The organism is Helicobacter pylori, from assembly GCF_011140715.1.
GTDB classification, from domain to species: Bacteria; Campylobacterota; Campylobacteria; order Campylobacterales; family Helicobacteraceae; genus Helicobacter; species Helicobacter pylori_DA.
Window position 1 is genome coordinate 1 of record NZ_SFZZ01000082.1, and the last position, 18,607, is coordinate 18,607.

The following is an 18,607-nucleotide window of genomic DNA, read 5'->3' on the forward strand; positions in this document are numbered from 1 at the left end:
TTTTTGATTATTTTTTTGATTATTTTTTTGATTATTTTTTTGATTATTTTTTTGATTATTTTTATTGGGGGGGGTTTTTTGATTAAGATTTTCTGTATGCCTTTTTTAATCCCCCTTATCCTTTCTGGCTTTCAATTCCTCTTGTTTTTTAAGAATCATTTCTTCAGTAATGTTAGAAAGCTTGTCTTTATGGTTTTCATGATTAGAATCTTCTTTGTGGCGGGACTCTTCTTGTTTTTTTGAAATGATTTCTTCGGCGATGTTGGAGAGTTTTTCAAAATTTTTAGCGTCTTTGCGATTGGAGCGGTTTTTTAAATTCTCTCTGATTTGCCTTTTTCTTTGGATTAACGCAAACATTTTTTGGCTGAATTGGTAGCATTTACGCGCGCTTATGACAATCACGCCCCACTTGATTAGTAAAGCGATTAAAAGCCAAATAAAAGAGCTAGAAGTGTCCAATAAGAACTGACGCACATCGCTATAAACCCAAATATCCACTAAAATAACCAACAAAGTGATCAAAATAGAAAACGCAATGCTTTTAAACCGAAAAAGCCACGCCACGATCACAAACCCTCTCGTGTGCCTATGGGCTAAGAGCCAGCGTTCATTCTTTTCGCTAAAAAAATTCATCAAACCAGAAATTACGCTATTTTTCTTGCTCATTTTCGCCCTTTTCCCAAACTTCTTTAAAATGCTTGGTGGTTTTTTCTTGTTTTTCTTTCAATTCTTTAGCGTGGATTTGCTCTAACAACCTTTTTTCTTCAGCTTCAAACATGATTTTTAATTCTTCTTCATTAAAATCGCTCAGTTGCATGCCCTCTTTTGCCAAGCGTTTTTCAACGATTTTAACCGCTTGCTCCCTGATTTTTTGAGATTTTTCTTTAAAAAGCGCTCGTTTGGTTTTTTGAAACGCTTCATTAGAATTTTTGTGGATCGTTTGTTTGCAAAAATCTAAAAAATCCTTGACTTGATGCATAATTTTCATGGTTATCCGTTTTTAAAGAGTTTTTAAGACTAATGACCCCTAAAAGAATACCAAAAAAAGATTAAAACTCTCTAGTAAAATATTTTCTTAAAAGAATAGGGGGCGTTTTAGCGATACCTTAACCCCCTAAAATAGGGCTTTCGTGGGATAGTTTCTAGGTGAGACTATCGCATGCTTTTTGTCCCCTATTTCAATTCTTGAGTATCTCGCATGTCTTTTGAAATCCTAGTTTGCATGCTTTAGAGTAAAAGTAAGCGGCTTTTGTTAAGTTTTTTTCCACCCCTTGACCAAATTCATACAGCACCCTAAAGCACCACACCCAAAACTCTCTTTCAAGTCGCATGCTTTAGAATAAAAGTAAGTGGCTTTTATTAAGTCTTTTTCTACTCCTTGACCATATTCATATAGAACCCCTAAACGAAAACACCCCCCACCATTATTCAAATCGCATGCTTTTTCAAACAGAGCAAAAGCTTTTTTAAAGTCTTTTTCCACTCCTTCTCCATAATAATATAGTCTCCCTAAACTAAAACACCCCCCACCATCTTTTAACTCGCATGCTTTCTCAAAATACTTCCTAGCTTTAGAAAAATCTTGCTTGTCATAACTCAGCATACCCAAATCAACAAGCTCTTCAGGGTTTGGCTCTGCCATTAACCCCCCCCCAATAAACACACAACCCAAGCATAAAACCCTAAAAATAGCCTTTTTGAAACTTTCTAACATGACGCTTCTCTCTTTATTAAAAAATTTAGACTTTATTATAATCAAATTACAATCAGATCTAATGATTTTTTAAAACCTGCTGGCAATAGCGCTCTAAAATCCTACAAGCGCTCAAAGAGTCTAACCGGCCGTCTTTGGTAGCGAGCCGCTTATTTTTCTTACCCAAATGCTCTAAATTATCATAAGCTTCTATACTAGAGTTATCTTCATTGATAAAAACGATTTCGCCCTTAAAATCTACAAGCTTGATAAAATGCTCAATGCGGGCGTGGGTGTCCGCATAGCTTTCATTGGGTTTGCCCACCACTAGCACTTGAATGTTTTTTTCCCTCAATAAATCGCTCAAATCCCTAGAGGCCTGATTCCTGTTGTGGCGTAAAATCGCTTCTAAAGGCAAGATAACGCCGTTTAAAAGCACAGCGATCCCAATGCGTTTTAACCCCACATCGCATGCCAAAATCACGCTAACACCACGATATGATTGATGCGTTTAATCTTACCCAACAGCTCGTATTCTAAAAGCTTGTCCCCAAATTTGAGATACGCCTCTTCATAGCTAGGGTTTTTGGCACAATATTCTAAAAATTCGTCTTTGATTTCAGGCATTTCTTTTAAATGGTGGTCTTTTAAAAGGGTGTTTATAAAATTTTGAATATTAAATATCCCTTGAGCCTGCCCTTTTTCTAAAAGCTCATTAGTGCCATCGCTCTCATTCAGGCGCTGAGGCAAAACAAATAAGGGTTTTTGATACTTTTGGGCTAATCTCGCGCTGCTCATAGAGCCGCTTTTTAAATCCGCTTGGGGGATAATCACCGCATCGCTTAAAGCGATCACCAGGCGGTTTCTCGCTAAAAAAGAGCCTTTAATGGGCATGAAATCCTTTTCATATTCGCTTAAAATCAAGCCGTTTTGCGCGATTTCTTGGATCACTTTATGATTGTTCGTAGGATAGATAAAATCCAAACTGCAAGGCGAAAGCATGATCGTTTTTGGTAAGGCGTTTTCTTGAGCGATAATATCCACGCCTAACGCTCCTCCGCTCACAATAACCGCGCCATTTTTAGCAAGCTCTCTGGCTAGAGTGATCGTGTGTTGCTTGCTATAAGGGGTGGGTCTTCTTGTGCCGATGATAGCCACTTTTAAAGGCGCTTCTAAAAGCTTGGTATCGCCCACACAATAGAGTTTTTTAGGGGGGTCTTTGAGTATGTCAAAGGCTTTAGGGATATTCTCTAGCGCGCTGTATTGGAAATGGCTTTTCATTTTAAACTATTAAACTATTTAGGCAATATAATTTCCACTTCAATCGTTTCCACGCTCTGGTTGCTGTCAAGGGTTTTGAAATGGATGTCTGAAGATTTAGTGTATTTTTGAATAATGGCAATGATTTCTTTACGCATTTCTTCCATGTAGGGTAAATTTAAGGTGCGCTCTTTGGCTAGAATCAATTTTAATCTATCGGTTGCGGTAGCCGCGCTCCCTTTGTTTTTAAAAAAATCAAAAAAATTCATGAAAATATCCCTTTTAACGCGCTAAAAAAGCCTCTTTTAGCCTTAAATTCCACGTATTCCACTTCTTCGCCTAAAATCCGTCTGGTGATGCGTTGGTAAGCCTTCGCACTCTCGCAGTCCGTGCGAATCACCGGCTCGCCCTTATTGGTCGCTGAAATAATATGGTGATCTTCTGGAATGATCCCAATTAAAGGCAAGCACAAGATCTTAAGCACTTCTTCTATAGGAATCATCTCGCCATTTGCCACTAATTCAGGTTTTAAGCGATTGATTATCAAATGCTTATGCACTTCTTCGCCCCTTTTGGCCCGATTAGACTTCGCGTCAATAATACCAATCACTCTGTCGCTATCCCTTAAGGAACTCACTTCGGGTGTTACCACCACTAACGCCATGTCCGCATGCAAAATCGCATGCTCAAAACCGCTTTCAATCCCAGCCGGTGAGTCAATCAAAATATAGTCAAAATCCGCCCTTAAAGCGTTGATTAAAATCGCTACTTTTTCCTTATCTAAAACATTTTTATCCTTGCTTTGTGAGGCCGCTAAAAAAGAAAGGTTTTTCGTCTTTTTATCCGTGATCAAAGCCTGCGAAAGGTTGCAATTTTTTTCCATCACATCCACCACATCATAAACAATGCGATTTTCTAAGCCTAAAATCATATCCAAGTTCCTAAGGCCTATGTCAAAATCAACCGCTACGACTTTTTTACCGCTCTCAGCCAAGCCAATCGCTAAATTAGCCGTGGTGGTGCTTTTACCCACGCCCCCCTTGCCTGAAGTGATAGTAACTACTATTGCCATATGATTCCTTTTAATTTAATGATTTATTTTTTATGATTGAATGGGGCGCGTAAAATTTCCCCAATTTGTTCTATTTTAGTCTCTTTAAGGGCTTTCCTCTCTGTGTTTAACCTGGGGTAATTCAAGCTCTTTTCTAGTAAAAAATCTTTAGCGAATGAGCCGTTTTGAATCTTTTTTAAGATTTTTTGCATGCGTTTTTCTAACAGATTTCCCATAGGCTCTCTAGCTTTAATCGCCCCAAATTCAGCGGTGTTAGAAATGTGTTTCCTTAAGCCCTCTACCCCCTTATAATGCAATAAATCCGCTACTAATTTCACTTCATGCACGCATTCAAAATAGGCTAATTCTTCAGGGTATCCTGCCTTAATTAAAGTTTCAAACCCCATCCTCACAATCGCTTCTAACCCTCCGCACAAAACCGCTTGCTCGCCGAATAAATCGCTCTCGCATTCTTCTTTAAAGCTCGTTTCTAAAACCCCCATTCTCCCCCCACCCATCGCTTTAGCATAGCTTAAAGCCACCGCTTTAGCGTTATTTTTTGAACTTTCTTGCTCTATGGCGATCAAATGGTATAAGCCCCTATTTTTAAGGTATTCTTCTCTTAAAGCGCTCCCGGGCCCTTTTGGCGCGACTAAAATTGCACCCACGCCTTTTGGAAGAACAACCTGATTGAAATGCACGCTAAAGCCATGGGCAAAGCCCACAATTTGCCCCTCTTTTAAAAAAGGGATCGCTTCTTTTTCTAACACTTCCTTATGCAATTCATCCGGGAGTAATACCATGATCACATCCGATTGTTGGACTAATTCCTTGACTTCTAGCACCTCAAAACCCTCTGCTTTTGCTTTTGAAACGCTCAAACTCCCTTGATACAAGCCAATACGCGCCTTTACTTTAGAGTCCCTCAAATTGAGTGCTTGGGCTTCTCCTTGCGCGCCATAGCCAATAATGCCCACTTGTAAGGATTGGATAACGCCTAAATCAATGTCTTTATCATAATAAACGGATAATGCCAAAATCAAATCTCCTAGCGTGTTTAAGTAAGTATTTATTTTACCATAATGGGAGCGATAATATTTAAAAACATGCAGAATATTAAGAAATGGTGTGCTCGGAGGGATTCAAACCCCCGACCTACAGGACCGCAACCTGTTGCTCTATTCAGCTGAGCTACGAGCACTTTTAAAGGAGTGAAACGGTAATTATAGCAAGAAAAACTAATTTTTCACTTAAACGATGCGTTTTTTCTATTATAATTTAAGGCATGCAAAAAAATTACCAAAAACTCATCGTTTATTTATGCGATTTTTTAGAAAAAGAAGTTCAAAAAAAAGGCTTTAAAAAAGTCGTTTACGGGCTGAGCGGGGGGCTAGATAGTGCGGTCGTTGGAGTGCTATGCCAAAAAGTTTTTAAAGAAAACGCCCATGCCCTTTTAATGCCCTCTTCAGTCTCTATGCCAGAAAGTAAAACAGACGCTTTAAATTTGTGCGAAAAATTTTCTATCCCTTATACAGAATATTCTATCGCTCCCTATGATAAAATTTTTGGCTCTCATTTTAAAGATGCAAGCCTTACTAGAAAGGGGAATTTTTGCGCAAGATTACGCATGGCTTTTTTATACGACTATTCTTTAAAAAGCGATTCTTTAGTCATTGGCACGAGCAATAAAAGCGAAAGGATGCTAGGCTATGGCACTTTATTTGGGGATTTGGCGTGTGCGATTAACCCGATTGGGGAATTATTTAAAACCGAAGTTTATGAACTCGCTTATTATTTAAATATCCCTAAAAAGATTTTAAACAAGCCCCCTAGCGCGGATTTATTTGTGGGGCAAAGCGATGAACAAGATTTAGGCTATCCTTATAGCATGATTGACCCTTTATTGAAGGATATTGAAGCGTTGTTCCAAACAAAGCCCATCCATTTAGAAACACTCACCCAATTAGGCCATGATGAAATTTTAGTAAAAAACATCACAAGCCGTATCCAAAAAAACGCTTTTAAATTAGAATTACCCACTATCGCCAAACGATTTAACCCCATTTAACCCCAAATGAAAAGCGATAAACCCTTTTTAGAGCGCTATTTTTATGATCCCACTCTTTTGCAAAAGGGGTTGATTTTCGCGCTCTATCCTTTTTCTTTAATCTATCAAGGCATCGCCACCCTTAAACGAAGAATTGCTAAAAAACATGATTTTAAAATCCCCATTATCAGTATAGGCAACTTAATCGCCGGAGGAAGCGGTAAAACGCCCTTTATTTTAGAAATCGCTCCAAGATACCAAGAAGTGGCGGTTGTCTCTAGGGGGTATCAACGGGATTCTAAAGGCTTAGTGGTGGTGAGCGTTAAAGGAAATATTTTAGTTCCTCAAAAAACAGCGGGCGATGAAGCTTATCTTTTAGCCTTAAATTTAAAACAAGCGAGCGTGATTGTGAGCGAAAAAAGAGAGTTAGGCGTTTTAAAAGCCCTTGAATTAGGGGCAAAGATCGTGTTTTTAGACGATGGTTTTAGGTTTAATTTCAACCAATTCAATGCGCTTTTAAAGCCTAAAGTCCCCCCCTACTACCCTTTTTGTTTGCCTAGCGGGTTGTATAGAGAAAGCATCAAAAGCTATAAAGAAGCCCATTTAGTCATTACCGAAGATAAGGATTATAAAAGAATCACCTCTATTTCTCACCCCACCAAACGCATGCTTTTAGTAACGGCTATCGCTAATCCTAGCAGGCTTGATGCGTTTTTACCCAAAGAAGTGGTTAAAAAATTGTATTTTAAAGACCATGCCCTTTTTGATTTGGAGCTTTTAGAAAAAGAGTTTTATCAAAATAGCGCCACTTCCTTATTGGTTACTTCAAAAGATCTCGTCAAATTACAAGATTGCAACTTGCCCTTAAGCGTATTGGATTTAAAACTAGAAATTGATCCTAAAATTTTAGAGAGAATTGATCGTTATATCCTTTCTTATCCTTATAATACAAAAGAACGTCTATAAATTCCTTATCTTTAGAGATAAAGCCTTTCAAACGCCCCTCTAACTCATAATGGTTTTTTTCATAAAAAGCGATCGCTTTGAAATTGTTTTCCATCACTTCTAAGTGCAAAGAATGTAATTGGAGTTCTTCAAAAGCGATGCATTCTAAGGCTTTTAAAATCGTTTCTCCCTTATTTTTCAAAAAAGGGTTTTTATAAATCCCCAAATACCCATGCTTATGAAAAAAATTGATTTTAGTGATAGAGCCAACCCCTAAATAAACGCCCTCTTCTTTAAACAAAAAATAGCGGTGGCTAGGCGAATTTTTTAAATCTTCTATGAATTGCAAATGCGTTTTTAAAGAAATATTAGTGCTATACATCCATAAGGCAGTGTTTGGGTGGTTACGAAACTCTAAAACCAACAATTTTTCTCCATCGTTTAAATTAGTAAAATCAATCGCTTGGATATTTTTATAAGAATAATTTTTTTTCAAATTTCTAAAAACTCCCTTAATGCACCCTCTAATTCACTCCCAAAGGCTAGGTTTTTTGCCCAGGCTTGATTTTTTTGAATTTGTAATTTTTCAAAATCTCTAGCTAAAGTTTTTAAACTCGTTTGTTTGAATATGCCTGAATTTTCAAATTCTTGGCTTTGAATGATTTGATTAGAAGCGATAGGAAGTATAAGAGAGGGCGTTTGAGAAAGGGCCAATTCATAGAGAGTTTGACCAGCAGCGCTAATGGCATAGGCGCAAGATTTCATCAAAGAACTGAACTCTAAAGGGCTTAAAGGGCTGTAATAATGCGCGTTTTTTGGAGGATTTTTAGGGGCATGAGGTGAAATGATGTGCAAATTCACATTCTTATTTTCTAAAATTTTGACTATCTCTTTGAGTATTTTTTGCTCGCTCTCCCCTAAAGTGATCAACACTTCTTTATTTTCTGTATTGATAGGGCGATCATAAATAAAACGAGTATCAACAGGGTAAAACCCCACCCCTAAATAATACTGATAATCTTTTGATAAATGATGGTAGTGTTTTAAGGCGTTCAGCGTGAAATTCATGATCTTGGTGTTTTTGGGGTAAAACCCCTTAGCATGCTCTTTATCTTCTATCACCATAAGGCTTTTGGCTTTTTCTTTTAAAAGATAAAAATCCTTTGAATTTAAACGATAGCTATCCGTAATCAAAAAATCATCATTGCTAACGCCCTCTAAAAAAGCGCTTATATTATTTTGCTTGTGTGAATAAAGATCCGCTTTAACCCCTAATTTTTCTATAAAAAAAAGGATTTTTTCACAACGCCTCACATGCCCTAAACCGCTTGTTACAAACGAATCGCACAAAATTTTTACTGGCATGCGTTTTTCAAACGGCTGTATTTGAGCTTGGCTAATTCTAAATCTTCTAAAGTGTCAATATCTTGGACTTCTAAGGGCGATAATTCTAAAGCGATAGAATTTTGACTAAAAATAGGCCGCATTTCTTTAAAGGCTTGAGCCTTCCCCATATAAAGCAACCCTGCGTCATGATAGAGCGTTTTTAAATCTTGCGTGCGCGTGTTTGAATGCTCTTTAAAAGCCATTTGAACGCCGTTTTCAAGGCTAAAAGAACGATAGGGCGAAGCACTAAAGGGAGAGCATGTGAAAACATAATCCGTATTTTGATTTTGTTTTAAAGTTTCACAAGCGTTTTGTAAATGCTTTTCTTGTAAAAATACTGAAACGCCATACAAACAACACGCAATATCATCATTTTTTAATTCTAATTCTTTCATGTGATAAGCCATCACTTCTAAAGTCGTGGCCCTGTCGTCCGCTAAAATTTTAGGGCGCAAATTCAAAAAACTCGCCCCATAATTTTTAGCTAAATTCACATACTCCATGCTGTCGCTAGAGATAAACACCTTTTCAAAGAGCTTGGAATTTAGTGCTGTTTCAATAGGGTAAGCGAGCATGGGTTTATTGAAAAAATCAATAATATTTTTATTCTTGATCCTTTTACTGGAACTTCTGGCTAAAACAATAGCGATCGCTCTCATGCTAGGCTTTGCTCTTTATTAATAAGGCATTTGGGTTTCCATCGCATCAGCAGCGAATTTCTTTTTATTGGAATCGCTCAAATGCCCTAAATTCGTGTATTCAATCTTAGCGTCGGCTAAAAACTTGGATTGGATAGTGTTATTCCTTTCAATATCATAAGGGCGGATCACCCCGCTCACCTTGAGGATTTGCTTTTCCCCATCCACTAGCACTTCCTTATTCCCATAGATGAAATAATTCCCGTTTTCTAGCACTTTAATGATTCGAGCGCTCAACACAATCTCTAAATCTTCGCTCTTTTTTTGCGAGCCACCGCCTTTAAAATTCGTGTTATTGCTGGATTTGGTGAAATTGTAATTATTCTTATCATCTAAATACTGCGCTTCTTGTTTCTTTCTTTCATCTAGCCCGTTATAAGTGAGTCTTGGAGGCGTGGAATTACCCCCTGAAGCGCTTTTATAATCTTTAGAGCTGGAATAATTCGCGCTCGCTTTTTCAGAAACAATGATTGTGATCAAATCGTTAGGCTTCATCGCTCTCCTGTCCGCAAATAAAGGGCGTTCGCCTTGCCCAAACAAACTCCCCAACTTGTTCAATTCAGGGATAAATTCTTTAGAGGGGGTTTCTTCTACATAATTGGGAGGGTTAAAATCAATTTTTGGCTCATTGGCTGATGCCATGCTGAATGCAACGCTAAACGCAACAGCCCCTAAATAAAGCACCTTTTTCATCCACTAGCCTTACTTTTGAGTTATTTTAAGCTCTAGATTATACTCTCTTATAAAGAATAAATGCTTAATTTTGAGCAAGTTGTTGTAAAATTTAGATCTTTAAGATCTTTATAATGAAACTTACTATGCAGGAGATAAAATTGAGAACCTTGTTAAAAATGTTAGTTGGTGCAAGCTTGCTGACACACGCCTTAATAGCTAAAGAAGAAAGCGCAGCGCCTTCTTGGACGAAAAATTTGTATATGGGAGTCAATTACCAAACAGGTTCTATCAATTTAATGACTGATATTCACGAAGTTAGAGAAGTGACTAGCTATCAAACCGGTTACACCAATGTAATGACTAGCATTAATAGCGTTAAAAAACTCACTAACATGGGTTCTAATGGGATTGGCTTAGTCATGGGCTATAACCACTTTTTCCATCCGGATAAAGTCTTGGGTTTGCGCTATTTTGCTTTTTTAGATTGGCAAGGCTATGGCATGAGATACCCTAAAGGCTATTATGGGGGCAACAACATGATCACTTATGGCGTGGGCGTGGATGCGATATGGAATTTCTTCCAAGGGAGTTTTTATCAAGATGATATTGGCGTGGATATTGGCGTTTTTGGAGGGATTGCGATTGCTGGTAATAGCTGGTATATTGGCAATAAAGGGCAGGAATTATTAGGCATCACTAATAGTAGTAGGGTTGATAACACCTCTTTTCAATTCCTCTTTAACTTTGGTTTCAAAGCTTTATTCGTAGATGAACATGAATTTGAAATCGGGTTTAAATTCCCCACTCTTAACAACAAATACTACACCACCGACGCACTCAGGGTTCAAATGCGTAGGGTTTTTGCCTTTTATGTGGGGTATAATTACCACTTCTAAAGGGCTTTTAAAACCCAACGCAACTTTCTAGCATCTTTTGATAATAACTCTTGGCTTTGAGAATCGTCTCTGTGTCATCGGTTTTTAGAAGCACTTCATAATTGTTTTCAAAAGCGTTTTTGCTCCAATTCGCTGAGCCTAAAAACACGATTTTATCATCAATGATCGCTACTTTTTGGTGCATGATGCCGTAATAATTCCCGTTTTTAGCCTTAAGCCCCTTTAATAAGCACACTTTCGTGTTAGGGTATTTATCTAAATAGCCGATAGTGGATTGCTTGTTATTGTGATTGCTTTCATAATCATAAATGATTTGCACCTTAATCCCCCTACTCGCTACGCTTTTAATCGCTCTGGCGATATCTCTGTGCGTGAAACTATAGATAGCGATTTTCACGCTCTCTCTGGCGTTACTGATGCCAGAAACTAAAGAATTGAGAGCGTCTCTTTGCTCATAAGGTAAGACAAATAAGCTGTTTTTAGCTTGCAAAACCCCTAAACAGCCCACTAACACACCCACGCCAACGATCTTTTTCAATTTGTTTAACATCAAATGATCCTTATTTTAAACTACACTCTATGATAAAAACAACCAACCAAGTGGATTTTTGATTATAATAAAAGATTTAAAAAAAGCGATAAAATGGATAGGCTTAAAGAAGCGTTTCTTATCAAATAAGGAGTCCCTAAAATGAAAATGATTCTATTCAACCAAAACCCCATGATTGAAAAGCTGCTTGAGAGTGTTTCTAAGAAATTAGAATTATCTATAGAAAATTTTAACCACTATCAAGAGTTATCCGCACGCCTTAAAAAAGATCCAGAATGGCTTTTGATAGCCGATGATGAATGTTTGGAAAAACTAGATCAAGTGGATTGGCTAGAGTTAAAAGAGATCATCTCTCAAAATAAAAACAGCGTGTGCATGTATAAAAAAGGCAATGAAGCGCAGCCCTTTTTAGAGGGATTTGAGATGAAAATCAAAAAACCTTTTTTACCCACTGAAATTTTAAAAATCCTTCAAAAAAAGCTTGGTTCTAACATAAACGAGCTAGAGCCTAGCCAGAATTTAGATCCAACTCAAGAAATTTTAGAAACCAATTGGGACGAATTAGAAAATTTAGGCGATTTAGAAGCCCTAGTGCAAGAAGAGCCTAACAATGAAGAGCAATTGCTCCCCACTTTAGATGCACAAGAAGAAAAAGAAGAGGTTAAAGAAACGCCCCAAAAAGAAGAAAAGCCTAAAGATGATGAAACGCAAGAGGGTGAAACCCCTAAAGATGAAGAAGTTTCTAAAGAGTTGGAAACGCAAGAACAAGTTAAGGAAGAGATCAAAGAAGAAACGCAAGAACAAGAGCCAATCAAAGAAGAAACGCAAGAAATTAAAGAGGAAAAACAAGAAGAAATACAAGATTCCCCAAGCGCACAAGAATTAGAAGCCATGCAAGAATTAGTCAAGGAAATCCAAGAAAACTCTAACGGCCAAGAGAATAAAGAAGAAACGCAGAAAATCCAAGAAGTTGTTACCGAAAAAACCCAAGCGCAAGAATTAGAAATTCCTAAAGAAAAAACGCAAGAAAGCGCAGAAGCTCTCCAAGAAACCCAAGCACAAGAATTAGAAAAACAAGAAATCGCAGAAACACCACAAGATGTAGAAATCCTCCAAGCGCAAGAAAAAGAAACCCCGCAAGAAGAAACCCAAGAAAAAGAAACGCCACAAACCCAAGATGAAAAACCCCAAGAAGACCATTACGAAAGCATTGAAGACATTCCTGAGCCGGTGATGGCTCAAGCGATGGGGGAAGCATTGCCCTTTTTGAATGAAGCTGTTGCAAAAATTCCTAATAATGAGAACGAAACAGAAGCCCCTAAAGAGAGCGTTATCAAAACCCCGCAAGAAAAAGAAGGAAGCGATAAAGCTTCCAGCCCCCTAGAATTGCGCTTGAATTTGCAGGATTTATTAAAAAGCCTGAATCAAGAGTCCTTAAAAAACCTTTTAGAAAACAAAACCTTAAGCATTAAAATCACTTTAGAGGATAAAAAACCTGATGCATAATGATTTTAATTTACTCATCCTTTCAGGCCCTAGCGGAGCGGGTAAAAGCACCCTTACAAAGTATTTGCAAGAAAAAATCCCAAAAACCCATTTTTCCCTTTCCACCACCACGAGGAAACCCAGAGAGGGCGAAGTTGATGGCTTGCATTACAATTTTGTCAGCGAAGAAGAATTCAAACAAGGCATAGAAAAAGGGCAGTTTTTAGAATGGGCGATCGTGCATAACCACTATTATGGCACTTCTAAAATCCCTGTAGAAAAAGCCTTAAAAGAGGGCAAAATCGTCATTTTTGATATTGACGTGCAAGGGCATGAGATCCTTAAAAAGCATTACCCCAACGCATGTTCTGTGTTTATTAGCACCAAAAACCAAGAGATTTTAAAAGAGCGCTTGCTTTTAAGGGGGACAGATTCTAAAGAGACGATAGAAAAACGCTTGATCAACGCTTATAAAGAAATGCAGTGCTTGGAGAGCTTTGATTACCTCATCATCAATGAAGATTTGGAAAAATCCAAAGAAATCATCTTAAGCATCGCAAAAACTTTAGTCCATCGCTTAAAAGCGTTTAATTTTGAAAAAATATGCAAGGCTTGGAAAAACGAATCCTTATAAAACCTATCAATTATTTTTTAAAAAAGCTATAATTCAAAGAAAACCAACCAATAGTTTAAGGAGTAAAATATGGGTGGATTCACAAGCATATGGCATTGGGTCATTGTTTTATTAGTGATTGTGTTGTTATTTGGGGCTAAAAAGATCCCAGAGTTGGCTAAGGGTTTAGGCAGTGGGATTAAAAATTTCAAAAAAGCCGTGAAAGATGATGAAGAAGAGGCTAAAAACGAGCCAAAAACCCTAGACGCTCAAGCAGCGCAAACTAAGGTGCATGAAACTAGCGAGATTAAAAGCAAACAAGAAAGTTAAACATGCACACTCTCATTAAGGGCGTTTTAGAAGAGATTTTAGAAGAAGAAGTCATTATTGAATACCCTAAAGACAGAGAGCATGGGCATTACGCTACGCCCATTGCTTTCAATCTTGCCAAAATTTTTAAAAAATCGCCCTTAGTTATCGCTGAAGAATTAGCCCTTAAAATCAGCACGCATGAAAAAACTCAAGGGCTTTTTGACAGCGTAGTGGCTTGTAAGGGCTATATCAATTTCACGCTTTCTTTAGATTTTTTAGAGCGTTTCACCCAAAAGGCTTTAGAATTAAAAGAAAAATTTGGCTCTCAACCTAAAAGCGAGCGTTCTCAAAAAATCTTTTTAGAATTTGTGAGCGCTAACCCCACGGGGCCTTTACACATAGGGCATGCTAGAGGGGCGGTGTTTGGCGACAGCTTGGCTAAAATCGCTCGCTTTTTAGGGCATGAAGTTTTGTGCGAATATTATGTCAATGACATGGGATCTCAAATCCGCTTGCTAGGGCTTTCTGTATGGCTCGCTTACAGAGAGCATGTTTTAAGAGAAAGCGTAACTTACCCGGAAGTCTTCTACAAGGGCGAATACATCATTGAAATCGCTAAAAAGGCGAACAACGATTTAGAGCCAAGCCTTTTTAAAGAAAACGAAGAAACTATTATTGAAGTTTTAAGCGGCTATGCTAAAGATTTGATGCTTTTAGAAATTAAGGATAATTTAGACGCTTTAGGCATTCATTTTGATTCTTATGCGAGCGAAAGAGAAATTTTTAAACATAAAGATGCGGTGTTTGAACGATTAGAAAAAGCGAACGCCCTTTATGAAAAGGATTCTAAAATCTGGCTCAAATCTTCACTCTATCATGATGAAAGCGATCGGGTGCTTATTAAAGAAGACAAGAGCTACACTTATTTAGCGGGCGATATTGTCTATCATGATGAAAAATTCAAGCAAAACTACACCAAGTATATCAACATTTGGGGGGCAGACCACCACGGTTATATCGCTAGAGTGAAAGCCAGCCTTGAGTTTTTGGGCTATGATTCCAACAAGCTTGAAGTCTTGCTCGCTCAAATGGTGCGCTTGCTCAAAGATAACGAGCCTTACAAGATGAGTAAAAGAGCGGGTAATTTCATTTTGATTAAAGATGTGATTGATGATGTGGGCAAAGACGCTTTAAGATTTATTTTTTTAAGCAAACGGCTTGACACGCATTTAGAATTTGATGTCAATACTTTAAAAAAGCAAGACAGCTCAAACCCTATTTACTATATCCATTACGCTAATTCGCGCATCCACACCATGCTAGAAAAATCGCCCTTTTCTAAAGAAGAAATTTTACAAACCCCTTTAACCAATTTGAACGCTGAAGAAAAATACCTGCTTTTTAGCGCTTTAAGCTTGCCTAAAATCATTGAATCTTCTTTTGAAGAATACGGCTTGCAAAAAATGTGCGAATACGCAAAAACTCTCGCCTCAGAATTCCACCGCTTCTATAACGCTGGCAAAATCTTAGACACCCCTAAAGCTAAAGAGCTTTTAAAAATTTGTTTAATGGTGAGCTTGAGTTTAAGCAACGCTTTCAAACTTTTAGGCATAGAAATAAAAACCAAAATTTCTGCTAAAGATTAAGCTAATATTTAATTTTTTGTTATAACATTCCCCTTATTTTTTGAAATTAAGGAGAATATTATGCTTAATCGTATTATAGAACACATGAACGCTCACCATGTAGAAGACATGAAAGGTTTGTTGAAAAAGTTTGGGCAAGTCCATCACGCTGAAAATGTCGCCTTTAAAAGCGTGGATCCTCAAGGCATTGTGATTGGCTATAACCACAATCAAACCTTAAGGATTGAATTTAACCACGAAGTTAAAGACCCTAAAGACTACAAAAACGCAATCATTGAATTGTGCCAAAGCGTAGAAAAAACCCACGATTTAAAAGGCGTGGAAGAAGAAGTTAAAGCCTTTAGAGAGAGCTTTGATTCTATTTGTTTAGCGACCTTACACCCTAATGGGCATGTGGTATGCTCTTATGCGCCCTTAATGACAGATGGCAAACAATACTACATTTATGTGAGCGAAGTGGCTGAACATTTTGCCGGCCTTAAACACAACCCCCACAATGTGGAAGTGATGTTTTTAGAAGACGAAAGCAAGGCTAAATCAGCTATTTTGAGAAAACGCTTGCGTTATAAAACCAACGCTCGTTTTATTGAAAGAGGGGCGGAGTTTGACAAAGCGTTTGATTCTTTCATTGAAAAAACCGGCGGCGCTGGGGGCATTAAAACCATTCGCACCATGCAAGATTTCCATTTGATCGCATTGGATTTCAAAGAAGGGCGTTTTGTGAAAGGCTTTGGCCAAGCTTATGACATTTTAGGCGACAAAATCGCTTATGTTGGGGATAAAGGCAACCCACACAATTTCGCTCACAAGAAATAAACTTTCTCACCCATAAGGGGCAAACGCCCCAAAAGAGTGCTTTTTAAAGAGGTTATGGCAAAATCAAGTTCTTTACTATTTAATCTTAAAAAATGCTAAAAGCCTTTTTATTAGGCTAACACCAAACAAAAAGCACCACAAAAAGCATCAAAAAGCAAAAAAATCATAAAATTTTCTCAAAATGATAAAAAAAAAAAAAACGCTTTCATGCTATAATACACCCCATGTTTAATACATTAAAACACTCATTTCAAAAAAGGAGAATATGATGAAAAAAACCCTTTTACTCTCTCTCTCTCTCTCTCGTTTTTGCTCCACGCTGAAGACGACGGCTTTTACACAAGCGCAGGCTATCAAATCGGTGAGGCCGCTCAAATGGTGAAAAACACCAAAGGCATTCAAGATCTTTCAGATCGTTATGAAAGCTTGAACAACCTTTTGACCCGATACAGCACCCTAAACACCCTTATCAAATTATCCGCTGATCCGAGCGCGATCAATGCGGTGCGTGAAAACTTGGGCGCGAGCGCGAAGAACTTGATTGGCGATACCAAAAATTCCCCGGCCTATCAAGCCGTGCTTTTAGCGATCAATGCGGCGGTGGGGTTTTGGAATGTCTTAGGCTATGCTACGCAATGCGGGGGTAATGGTGATCAAAAAAGCACCTCTTCAACAACCATCTTCAACAACGAGCCAGGGTATCGATCCACTTCCATCACTTGCGGTTATAACAATCTGGGAATTGGAGTTCAGGGGGTTATGAGTATTGATAACATGAAAAAGCTTAACGAAGCCTATCAAATCCTCCAAGCGGCTTTAAAACAAGGCTTACCCGCACTCAAACAAAACGATGGGACGCTCAAAGAAGTAACCTATACCTACACATGCTCAGGGAAAGGGAATACTAACTGCGATGCGTTAAAAGACAATAGAAAAGACAATAGAAATGGCGGAACCAAGACTGAAACCCAAACCATAGACGGCAAAAGCGTAACCACCACGATCAGTTCAAAAGTCGTTAATTGGAACGCATCAGGTAATACACAACATGTCTCCTACACCGAAATCACCAACAAGTTGGACGGAGTGCCTGATAGCGCTCAAGCGCTCTTAGCGCAAGCGAGCACGCTCATTAACACCATCAATACAGCATGCCCATGGTTTAATGTAACTAATCGAAGTGGTGGCCCACAGATGAATCCGACTTCAGGGGGTTTGTGCGTTTTTAAAGACGAAATCAGCGCGATCCAAAAGATGATCACAGACGCGCAAGAGCTTGTCAATCAAACGAACGCCATTAATGCTAACAGCCAATCAAACCCGGTAGGCGAAAGCAATAAGCCTTTCAACCCTTTCACAGACGCTAGCTTCGCGCAAGGCATGCTCGCTAACGCTAGCGCTCAAGCCAAAATGCTTACTTTAGCCCATCAAGTGGGGCAAGCCATTAACCCTGAAAATCTTAGCGGGAATTTTCAAAATTTTGTTAAAAACTTTTTAGCCACATGCAACAACCCCTCAACAGCTGGCACTGGTGGCACACAAGGTTCAACTCCTGGCACAGTTACCACTCAAACTTTCGCTTCTGGTTGCGCCTATGTGGAACAAACCATAACGAATTTAGAAAACAGCATCGCCCATTTTGGCACTCAAGAACAGCAAATACAGCAAGCCGAAAACATCGCTGACACTTTGGTGAATTTCAAATCCCGATACAATGAATTGGGCAACACTTATAACAGCATCACCACCGCGCTCTCTAGCATCCCTAACGCGCAAAGCTTGCAAAATGCGGTGAGCAAAAAGAATAACCCCTATAGCCCGCAAGGCATAGAGACCAATTACTACTTGAATCAAAACGCTTACAACCAAATCCAAACCATCAACCAAGAGTTAGGTCGTAACCCTTTTAGGAAAATGGGAATTGTCAGTTCTCAAACCAACAATGGTGCCATGAATGGGATCGGTATTCAGGTGGGTTACAAACAATTCTTTGGGCAAAAAAGGAAATGGGGCGCTAGGTATTACGGCTTTTTTGATTACAACCATGCGTTCATCAAATCCAGCTTTTTCAACTCGGCTTCTGATGTGTGGACTTATGGCTTTGGAGCGGATGCGCTTTATAACTTCATCAACGATAAAGCCACTAACTTTTTAGGCAAAAACAACAAGCTCTCAGTGGGGCTTTTTGGTGGGATTGCGTTAGCGGGCACTTCATGGCTTAATTCTGAATACGTGAACTTAGCCACCGTGAATAATGTCTATAACGCTAAAATGAACGTGGCGAATTTCCAATTCTTATTCAACATGGGAGTGAGGATGAATTTAGCCAGACCCAAGAAAAAAGGCAGCGATCATGCGGCTCAGCATGGGATTGAGTTAGGGCTTAAAATCCCCACCATTAACACGAACTATTATTCCTTTATGGGGGCTGAACTCAAATACCGCAGACTCTATAGCGTGTATTTGAATTACGTGTTCGCTTATTGACATTTAGCCCTTTGTGGAACCCCCTTTTTTAACCCTCTTTTTTGGGG

General features: G+C 38.6%; 23 protein-coding genes and 1 tRNA gene. 9 read left to right on the top strand and 15 right to left on the bottom strand.

Going from position 1 to position 18,607, the window contains the following annotated elements; all coding sequences use genetic code 11:
- Positions 1-105: 105 nt before the first annotated feature.
- The 10 genes from EWZ81_RS07965 to EWZ81_RS08005 form a co-directional block, all read right to left on the bottom strand.
- On the bottom strand, positions 106-666 hold the full coding sequence (locus EWZ81_RS07965; protein ID WP_165549597.1) for a hypothetical protein: 561 nt from the start codon (positions 664-666) through the stop codon (positions 106-108).
- Positions 650-988: a hypothetical protein gene (locus EWZ81_RS07970; protein WP_000699881.1), complete on the bottom strand. Its 339-nt coding sequence runs from the start codon at positions 986-988 to the stop codon at positions 650-652. The genes EWZ81_RS07965 and EWZ81_RS07970 overlap by 17 nt, the downstream gene beginning before the upstream one ends.
- A 190-nt stretch (positions 989-1,178) precedes the next feature.
- Positions 1,179-1,307 (bottom strand): SEL1-like repeat protein, encoded by a 129-nt coding sequence (locus EWZ81_RS08775; RefSeq protein WP_524537612.1) that lies wholly within the window; start codon positions 1,305-1,307, stop codon positions 1,179-1,181.
- Complete coding sequence (locus EWZ81_RS07975; protein ID WP_524537613.1) at positions 1,253-1,714, bottom strand: tetratricopeptide repeat protein; 462 nt, start codon at positions 1,712-1,714, stop codon at positions 1,253-1,255. Before EWZ81_RS07975 ends, EWZ81_RS08775 begins: the two co-directional genes overlap by 55 nt.
- Positions 1,715-1,772: 58 nt before the next feature.
- Positions 1,773-2,177 carry a Holliday junction resolvase RuvX gene (gene ruvX, locus EWZ81_RS07980; protein WP_165549598.1) on the bottom strand — a complete coding sequence of 135 codons (405 nt, stop codon included), beginning with the start codon at positions 2,175-2,177 and terminating at the stop codon, positions 1,773-1,775.
- Positions 2,174-2,974, bottom strand: coding sequence for a DNA-processing protein DprA (gene dprA, locus EWZ81_RS07985; protein ID WP_165549599.1), 801 nt, complete (start codon positions 2,972-2,974; stop codon positions 2,174-2,176). The genes ruvX and dprA overlap by 4 nt, the downstream gene beginning before the upstream one ends.
- 14 nt (positions 2,975-2,988) lie before the next feature.
- Positions 2,989-3,222, bottom strand: coding sequence for a cell division topological specificity factor MinE (minE, locus tag EWZ81_RS07990; RefSeq protein ID WP_165549600.1), 234 nt, complete (start codon positions 3,220-3,222; stop codon positions 2,989-2,991).
- Positions 3,219-4,025: a septum site-determining protein MinD gene (gene minD / locus EWZ81_RS07995; RefSeq protein ID WP_001019104.1), complete on the bottom strand. Its 807-nt coding sequence runs from the start codon at positions 4,023-4,025 to the stop codon at positions 3,219-3,221. The genes minE and minD overlap by 4 nt, the downstream gene beginning before the upstream one ends.
- A 23-nt stretch (positions 4,026-4,048) precedes the next feature.
- The gene (gene ilvC / locus EWZ81_RS08000; protein ID WP_165549601.1) at positions 4,049-5,041 is read right to left on the bottom strand and encodes a ketol-acid reductoisomerase; all 993 of its coding nucleotides are present in this window, start codon (positions 5,039-5,041) and stop codon (positions 4,049-4,051) included.
- A gap of 87 nt (positions 5,042-5,128) precedes the next feature.
- Positions 5,129-5,205: transfer RNA gene (locus EWZ81_RS08005), tRNA-Arg, on the bottom strand.
- An 84-nt stretch (positions 5,206-5,289) separates the two neighbouring features.
- Between EWZ81_RS08005 and EWZ81_RS08010 the strand changes: the two genes are divergently transcribed.
- Positions 5,290-6,072 carry an NAD+ synthase gene (locus EWZ81_RS08010; RefSeq protein ID WP_165549602.1) on the top strand — a complete coding sequence of 261 codons (783 nt, stop codon included), beginning with the start codon at positions 5,290-5,292 and terminating at the stop codon, positions 6,070-6,072.
- A 6-nt stretch (positions 6,073-6,078) separates the two neighbouring features.
- Positions 6,079-7,017, top strand: coding sequence for a tetraacyldisaccharide 4'-kinase (locus EWZ81_RS08015; protein WP_165549603.1), 939 nt, complete (start codon positions 6,079-6,081; stop codon positions 7,015-7,017).
- On the opposite strand, the gene pseH is transcribed toward EWZ81_RS08015, so the two are convergent.
- Genes pseH through flgH form a run of 4 tightly spaced genes read right to left on the bottom strand, consistent with a single transcriptional unit; the run spans position 6,950 to position 9,773 of the window.
- Positions 6,950-7,492, bottom strand: a complete 543-nt coding sequence (gene pseH, locus EWZ81_RS08020; RefSeq protein ID WP_120808837.1) for a UDP-4-amino-4,6-dideoxy-N-acetyl-beta-L-altrosamine N-acetyltransferase — start codon at positions 7,490-7,492, stop codon at positions 6,950-6,952. The two genes, EWZ81_RS08015 and pseH, sit on opposite strands and share 68 nt — an antisense overlap.
- Entirely contained in the window at positions 7,489-8,361 is an 873-nt protein-coding gene (locus tag EWZ81_RS08550) for a CMP-N-acetylneuraminic acid synthetase (RefSeq protein ID WP_240146761.1), read from the bottom strand. Before EWZ81_RS08550 ends, pseH begins: the two co-directional genes overlap by 4 nt.
- Positions 8,352-9,041 carry a pseudaminic acid cytidylyltransferase gene (pseF, locus tag EWZ81_RS08555; protein ID WP_165549604.1) on the bottom strand — a complete coding sequence of 230 codons (690 nt, stop codon included), beginning with the start codon at positions 9,039-9,041 and terminating at the stop codon, positions 8,352-8,354. The genes EWZ81_RS08550 and pseF overlap by 10 nt, the downstream gene beginning before the upstream one ends.
- Positions 9,042-9,059: 18 nt before the next feature.
- Complete coding sequence (gene flgH, locus EWZ81_RS08035) at positions 9,060-9,773, bottom strand: flagellar basal body L-ring protein FlgH (protein WP_015643952.1); 714 nt, start codon at positions 9,771-9,773, stop codon at positions 9,060-9,062.
- Between the two features lie 140 nt (positions 9,774-9,913).
- On the opposite strand from flgH, the gene EWZ81_RS08040 reads away from it, so the two are divergent.
- Positions 9,914-10,651, top strand: coding sequence for an outer membrane protein (locus EWZ81_RS08040; protein WP_165549605.1), 738 nt, complete (start codon positions 9,914-9,916; stop codon positions 10,649-10,651).
- Positions 10,652-10,658: 7 nt separating this feature from the next.
- On the opposite strand, the gene EWZ81_RS08045 is transcribed toward EWZ81_RS08040, so the two are convergent.
- The gene (locus tag EWZ81_RS08045) at positions 10,659-11,201 is read right to left on the bottom strand and encodes a phospholipase D-like domain-containing protein (RefSeq protein WP_165549606.1); all 543 of its coding nucleotides are present in this window, start codon (positions 11,199-11,201) and stop codon (positions 10,659-10,661) included.
- A 141-nt stretch (positions 11,202-11,342) separates the two neighbouring features.
- On the opposite strand from EWZ81_RS08045, the gene EWZ81_RS08050 reads away from it, so the two are divergent.
- The 6 genes from EWZ81_RS08050 to babA all read left to right on the top strand — a co-directional run bounded on the left by EWZ81_RS08050 (position 11,343) and on the right by babA (position 18,560).
- Positions 11,343-12,707: a putative sodium/potassium/calcium exchanger gene (locus EWZ81_RS08050; RefSeq protein ID WP_165549607.1), complete on the top strand. Its 1,365-nt coding sequence runs from the start codon at positions 11,343-11,345 to the stop codon at positions 12,705-12,707.
- The gene (gene gmk, locus EWZ81_RS08055) at positions 12,700-13,320 is read left to right on the top strand and encodes a guanylate kinase (protein WP_000551229.1); all 621 of its coding nucleotides are present in this window, start codon (positions 12,700-12,702) and stop codon (positions 13,318-13,320) included. Before EWZ81_RS08050 ends, gmk begins: the two co-directional genes overlap by 8 nt.
- A 69-nt stretch (positions 13,321-13,389) precedes the next feature.
- Complete coding sequence (locus EWZ81_RS08060) at positions 13,390-13,629, top strand: twin-arginine translocase TatA/TatE family subunit (RefSeq protein ID WP_000508577.1); 240 nt, start codon at positions 13,390-13,392, stop codon at positions 13,627-13,629.
- 2 nt (positions 13,630-13,631) lie between these two features.
- Entirely contained in the window at positions 13,632-15,257 is a 1,626-nt protein-coding gene (gene argS, locus EWZ81_RS08065) for an arginine--tRNA ligase (protein ID WP_165549608.1), read from the top strand.
- A gap of 60 nt (positions 15,258-15,317) precedes the next feature.
- A complete protein-coding gene (locus EWZ81_RS08070; RefSeq protein WP_165549609.1) occupies positions 15,318-16,073 on the top strand; it encodes a HugZ family heme oxygenase in 756 nt (251 codons plus the stop codon).
- A 309-nt stretch (positions 16,074-16,382) separates the two neighbouring features.
- On the top strand, positions 16,383-18,560 hold the full coding sequence (babA, locus tag EWZ81_RS08075) for a Hop family adhesin BabA (RefSeq protein WP_165549610.1): 2,178 nt from the start codon (positions 16,383-16,385) through the stop codon (positions 18,558-18,560).
- Positions 18,561-18,607 lie beyond the last annotated feature (47 nt).